Annotated in this window: 7 protein-coding genes; all 7 read right to left on the bottom strand. The window is 32.6% G+C overall.

Annotation, left to right across the window (positions count from 1 at the left end):
• A partial coding sequence (locus tag ACTG3V_RS14765; RefSeq protein WP_439132943.1) for an alpha/beta fold hydrolase occupies positions 1-554 on the bottom strand: 554 nt, incomplete at its 3' end.
• Positions 555-611: 57 nt separating this feature from the next.
• Positions 612-1,985, bottom strand: a complete 1,374-nt coding sequence (locus ACTG3V_RS14770; RefSeq protein WP_439132944.1) for an amidohydrolase family protein — start codon at positions 1,983-1,985, stop codon at positions 612-614.
• Positions 1,986-2,074: 89 nt separating this feature from the next.
• Positions 2,075-3,007 (bottom strand): NAD(P)-dependent alcohol dehydrogenase, encoded by a 933-nt coding sequence (locus ACTG3V_RS14775; RefSeq protein ID WP_439132945.1) that lies wholly within the window; start codon positions 3,005-3,007, stop codon positions 2,075-2,077.
• A 135-nt stretch (positions 3,008-3,142) separates the two neighbouring features.
• A complete protein-coding gene (gene trpS, locus ACTG3V_RS14780) occupies positions 3,143-4,150 on the bottom strand; it encodes a tryptophan--tRNA ligase (protein WP_439132946.1) in 1,008 nt (335 codons plus the stop codon).
• 71 nt (positions 4,151-4,221) lie between these two features.
• Positions 4,222-4,899, bottom strand: coding sequence for a hypothetical protein (locus ACTG3V_RS14785; RefSeq protein WP_439132947.1), 678 nt, complete (start codon positions 4,897-4,899; stop codon positions 4,222-4,224).
• 27 nt (positions 4,900-4,926) lie between these two features.
• Complete coding sequence (locus tag ACTG3V_RS14790) at positions 4,927-5,424, bottom strand: hypothetical protein (RefSeq protein ID WP_439132948.1); 498 nt, start codon at positions 5,422-5,424, stop codon at positions 4,927-4,929.
• 252 nt (positions 5,425-5,676) lie between these two features.
• Positions 5,677-6,229: hypothetical protein (locus ACTG3V_RS14795; protein ID WP_439132949.1), on the bottom strand; the 553-nt coding region annotated here is incomplete at its 5' end.

The following is a 6,229-nucleotide window of genomic DNA, read 5'->3' on the forward strand; positions in this document are numbered from 1 at the left end:
TTCATAACTTTCTTAATATACTTTGCATCGTTTGTTTTGATAAACTTTTTTAATGGCATGAACATTTTAAATACACCTAGAATTGGGTTTCCATTCACGATATAAACTGGTGCTATTAAACAGGCTTGTTTAATAGGAGTTTCGTTAAACTCTAAAGCTTTTAAACTGATAAAGCCCCCAAAAGAAAAGCCTACTAAGGTTACATTTTTTAGACGCAATTTTATGATCACTTCAATAAGCCATTTCCCATAATCCAAAGATTTCATATCTAATCTGTTCTCTGCACTTTTATTGGGTTGCGCTAACACATCTACTGCATATACACAGTATTTTGAAGCTAGATTTGGGAAAGAATCTAAAATTTGTGGTGCACAACCCCCTGTGCCGTGAATCAGTACAAGAGGTGGGTTTTTAGTATTACCAGTAATGATAACATTTGTGACTCCAAACTTTGTTTCTACAATTTTTTCAAAATATGCAATATTCAGTTCCTTTAACTTTTGATTGTAAAGGGTTAAGATTTTATCTTTTCCTTCTTTTGATTTGAAAAACATTCTTTATTCGTTTTTTGATTGATTATTTCTATAATTGTTATTTTATTAAGCCTTAGTCTATTTTTCAATGATTAAGTTTTCCACATATCTAAGCCCTGTAGCTATTAGATTTTTTCTATTCTTTGCCTTTTCATTAAAAGAATCCAACGTCTTTCTATTTAATTTTCGCCCCTTTATAAACACATAGGTTGGATTTTCAAGAGTGGTTAAATTTGTAAGTGGGTTTTCATCCACTAATAATAAATTAGCAACTTTGCCTTCTTCAATAGTACCCAATTGCTTCATAATTGCATGCGTTTGAGAAGCATTTACGGTAGCTGTTTTCAACACTTCGTAATTAGAAAGGCCAGCTTCTTTGTAAAATGCCAATTCTTTATGAATTGAAAAACCCGGAAGCGTAACCCCAATACCGCCATCAGTTCCACAAATTATTGGTACACCTGCTTCGTGTAATTTTTTAACAATGGTTAAATGAAAATCGTGCTGTTTTTTTATCCGATCAGCAGTAGAAGGATCTTCTTGTTTGGCATTATACCAACGCTCAAATTGTCTTTTGCTATCGTCCATTTTAATGAGTGGATTCATATATTGCAATGCTTCTGAATCTAAAATCGAATCGTCCATCATCATTTGATAGATATTATGAAACACCGTAATTGTAGGACTATAACTCGTGTGATTTGACTGTGAAATGGAATCAATTATGGGTTGCAGTTTAAGCGTATCTAAATCAAACTGTAAAGGTTGCTGCACAATTTCTTCAGCATGTTCAATGGATTTGATTTGAGTGTTTAAATGATATAAAAATGGCACTTTTTGAGAAGGATGAGCCACAATATCCATTTCAGAAATTTGGGCTTGTTCAATCACCGCATCAAAAAGCGCTTTATCTAGTCCGTAGTAGGTTTTAATGAAATCGTATCCTCTTTCTTTATATGAAATTACAGCTTCTTCAGCCTCTTTAGGGTTTGTTAGATTCAAATTATCATCACCAATAAATTCTGACCCTGTAAGTTTAGGCCCTGTTGTAAAAAACGATGGTGAGAAAATACTTTCTTCAACTACATCTTCTTTAATCCTTAAATGCAAGGGCATCCCCCAAAGATTTCTAACCGCAGTTACGCCATTAGACAGATACAGTCCTAGTTCATATCTATCCCATACATGCACGTGCATATCGATTAGCCCTGGAGTGAGGTATTTATGCTCTCCGTCAAAAACTTCAATGTCACTGACTTCTATAGAATCCTCAATTTTTTTAATAACTCCGTCATTTATATATACCATTTTATCAACTAACATTGTGTCTTGGTACATTGGGATTATATTGACGTTCTTAATGAGATACGAATTGTTAGATGCTGATACGCTCTTATTGATATCCAAATAATTTGTGCTTGATGCATCCACCCAAAGTGTAATAATGCCCATGAGTAAAACAACTCCAAGCAGCGCAACGATAAATTTTAAAAGTGATTTTAGTATTTTCATCTGTATGTATTTAAATCCAATTCGTACCACTAGATCGTAAGAATTACATTTCCTCTTTTATGCCCTAGCTCTACATATTTATGCGCTTCAGCTATTTTTTCTAAAGGATATATTCGATCAATAATAGGTCTGATCTTCTCTTGTTTTGCTAAAATTTGTAAATTTAAAAAAGCTTCTTTTGGTGTTAAAGGGACCCCATCATCTATGGATATGTATTTTCCATTTGGAGTCAATGCTTTTTTGCTTTTTTCTTTAAGTATTGATGATTTTGAATTGCCTACAGCATCAATTACATATTTATATGTTTTTAAGTGTTTTTCAGCATTTTCTATGGTGTAATCAATCACCTTATCACTACCTAAAGAGGTTACCAATTGGAAGTTTTTTTGACTACAAACACTAGTGACATGCGCACCCATATGTTTTGCCAATTGTATCGCCATTGTACCTATACTTCCAGATGCCCCGTAAATTAAAACTTTATCGCCTGTATTTATACTCGTCTTTTTTAATACATGAGAAGCCAGCAACCCCCCATATGGCAACGCTGCAGCTTCCTCGAAACTAAGGTTTTTAGGTTTAAGGGCTAGATTCCATTCTTCAGGTAGACAAATGTATTCTGCATAAGAACCAAAACGACGCTTGGTAGCTGACATGGAACCATATCCAAAAACCTCATCTCCAATTTCAAATAATGATACATTTTTACCTTTAGCCTCCACAATTCCTGCTGTTACCATTCCCAAAATAGGGTTTCTTGGTCGACCAAACCCGAATATAAGTTGAAGTATACATCTGGTAATTAATGGTTCATTCATTTTCCGAATTAGTACATCACTTGTAGTTACTGAAGTAGCCTGTATCCTGATGAGGACTTCATTATCTTTTGGTGTTGGTTTTTCAACATTACTTAACACCAGGTTTTCTACCTCCCCATACTTTAGACATTCTATAGCTTTCATAATTGTTTTTGTTCACAGCAAAGTTGGTACATATTTGAGCTTTAAACGTTCGTCTTTGGAAATTGGAACCTATTTGATAAACTCTATTTAACTTCCTTCCTATTTTTTTAATTTAAATTCTAGTTGAGGGTATTACTAGTATATTTTCATATTCATCGCTTCAGTAACCTCTAATAATGTTTCTTTGGCTGTTTCTCTAGCCTTTCCTATTCCTTGCATTAAAATATTCCTCACATAATCCCTATCTTCTTCAAGTTCTTTTCTTTTTTTTCTAACAGGGTCGAAATATGTGTTTATAGCTTCTGATGTTAGTTCTTTAAGTTTTCCAGATCCTTGGTCACCAATTTCATCAGCAATATCTTTTGGGCTTTTATCTGAGCACAAGGAAGCTAGTTTAAGTAGGTTGGAAACTTCTGGTCTATTTTCCGGATCATACGTTATGTAACGGTTTGAATCAGTTTTGGCCGATTTTATTAGTTTTACTGTTTCGTCAGCTGTTGACTTTATCATAATTGAATTATTACGACTTTTACTCATTTTTTGAATACCATCTAACCCAAGAATAGTAGGGGTATCCGTAAAAAGAGCAACTGGTTCTGTAAAGATATTTTTATTGAATTTGGCATTAAAACGCCTTGCTATTTTCCGAGTTAATTCTATATGTGGTAATTGGTCTTTCCCAACAGGAACAACATTACTTTTACAAAACAAAATGTCTGCAGCTTGGTGAACTGGATAGATATACATTCCTGCATTAATAGTGTTCATTCCTGAAGCTGTAATCTCTTCTTTAACCGTAGGATTTTTGTTTAATTCTGAACTAGACACCAATGTCAGAAACGGAATCGTTAATTGGTTTAATTCAGGAATATAACTATGTGGAAAAATATGAGTTTTATAATTTTCAGGGTCTAAGCCACAGGCTAAATAGTCCAAAGTCAGTTCATAGGTGAATCTTGAAATTTCATTAAAAACGTTTCTATCTGTCAACACTTGATAATCAGCAATTAAAATATAAGTCTCAATTCCTGAATTCTGTAATTTTACTCGGTTTATAATAGAGCCAAAATAGTGTCCAAGATGTAAATTACCTGTAGGTCTATCTCCCGTTAGTACTCGGTATTTTTGAGGGTTTTGGTACAAATCATTTTTCAATAATTTGCTTTGTGCTTTTGATTTTTCAAAACTTTTATTTGTCATTTTTTATTTGGTTGTTACCTTGGTTCTTTGTATGTAAACAATTTATGTGGGTTACGAATCATTGCTATTCCAATCCATATAAACCAAACAATCTGACTAATTCCAAAAATTTCTTTGAATATGTCGAAAGGTAAAATAGTTAGCATACCTGCAAGCGCCACAAGCAGGCCTAAAAGGTTCAATGGTTTTGAGAACAACGAATATTTTAAAGCTGCTATACTTAAAAGTAAAACCCAAACTCCGCCAACAATTTCATTTCCTCCGCCAAGACCTTCTGAAACAATACCAACACTTGTCCAGATTGCTATAGCCTTTTGTGGTTCCGCAATTCCAATTTCAATAACGGAATTAAGTGCAATATTTGCAATCATACCACTGGCTATAACCAATCCAACCCAGATTATTCCAAAAACAGAGGCTAGTATTGAAAGATTAGGCAAATGATTTTTTATTTTTTGGTGTATTGAAATTACTAATACAGCTAGCAAAATTCCAAATAAGACGTAACTTATCAAGTTAGCGGTATATAGAATTAAATAGTTGTCAGACAAGAAATTTAATCTTTCAATTTCCGTTGCGTCTGCTTTTGGATACTCTATTATACCACCATAAACGATGAATGCTATGATGTAGATTAATCCAAGTGAAATCGAACATAATCCACCAAGTTTTTGTATCTTTTTTGTATTCATATATATAAAGGTTTTCTTAAGTGACTGTTATTTTTTAAGAGCAAGTGATCCTGTAAGCCAGTCAATAAGTAATAAATTGCTCTTATTGAATTTACAATAGTTAAGTCCTATGGTAATTACTAAACTTGTTATAATTGCACCTATAGACCACCCTGTTAAATAAGTAAAAAACACAAAACCATAAAACAGCGTTGTAGTGAAAAATGATCGCATCGCAATCTGGTAGGCTTGTTTTATATTTCGTCTAAATCCAATATATTTTATTCTCACAATAAAATCACCAAAAGTCCTATTTTTCCAAATGCATAAAGCGAAAATATTTAGAAAAATATGACCAGCCCAGAGACTGGCAAAGATTACTAATATGTTGTTTATTATGAAGAGATTAAGTACCACAAAATGGAAAAAAAGATAGCTTGTATAAAATGTGATTAACAAAGCTATCGCTCTTCTAAAAAATAATCTAGGATTACTTTCAGTTGTCATATCAGTTATAAAACTGTATTTTTCATTGTAATTCATCATTTTATAGCTTTGTTTACTATTTATTTCAGTTGATAGCATCTTCCACTAAATACTAATTGATAGTGAAAAAACTATTTTCTTCTTTTTACTATGTTCAGTACTTTTCTTTTTGATTTTATAGAAACCATTATGACAATTTCTATTAAAACTTTACTTTAAAACCAGCTAAAGCCTAACCCTTAATTATTGATTAAAAAATCATATCAACGAATGCAATTTTAATCAAATCACAGAGTATCGTTTTTGTTTATGCTAAAATCTATACCCTATTCGCAAGTGCATATTTAATTCCATTTCACTTTTGTTTTTTGAATAACCTGCTCGTTCAGCAAATGTGTAACTAAACCCTGCTCCTAGACCTGCTTCATAATTAAAATGTTTTCCTAAATTTCTTCTAATTCCCCAAGTGGGAATAATAGAAAAATCACTTACTATAGGAGCATTATCTTTATTGAATAAGACAAACCAATCTGGATGATATCCAATTTTTAGAGCAATAAAATTGCCACTATTCCCATCAATTCTTTTTGAGTTCTCAGAACGTTTTTTGAGGTTGTAATAAAATCTTGGTTCAACGACTATTACAGGTGTTAGCAGAAATGGAGAGTCATAATCATCATAAAAAGTAGTTTCCCAAATACCAAAATCAAAACCAAGCTCTGTTCTCAGTGCTATGTTATTTGATAGTTTTGTTTCATTATATGCCCAGATTCCTAGAACTCCAGTTTGTAATCCGAAAGTTGATTTTTCTACACTTGGGTTTTGTGATTTTGCGATGAATGTTAGTCCGCAAAAAATTAATGTA

This window comes from Polaribacter sp. (assembly GCF_965660385.1).
Classification (GTDB): domain Bacteria; phylum Bacteroidota; class Bacteroidia; order Flavobacteriales; family Flavobacteriaceae; genus Polaribacter.

Bases quoted from the DNA above. Each gene is read 5' to 3' on its own strand.
- ACTG3V_RS14770 (WP_439132944.1), bottom strand. From the start codon at position 1,985: ATGGGCATTATTACACTTTGGGTGGATGCATCAAGCACAAATTATTTG.
- ACTG3V_RS14775 (WP_439132945.1), bottom strand. From the start codon at position 3,007: ATGAAAGCTATAGAATGTCTAAAGTATGGGGAGGTAGAAAACCTGGTG.
- ACTG3V_RS14785 (WP_439132947.1), bottom strand. From the start codon at position 4,899: ATGAATACAAAAAAGATACAAAAACTTGGTGGATTATGTTCGATTTCA.
- ACTG3V_RS14790 (WP_439132948.1), bottom strand. From the start codon at position 5,424: ATGATGAATTACAATGAAAAATACAGTTTTATAACTGATATGACAACT.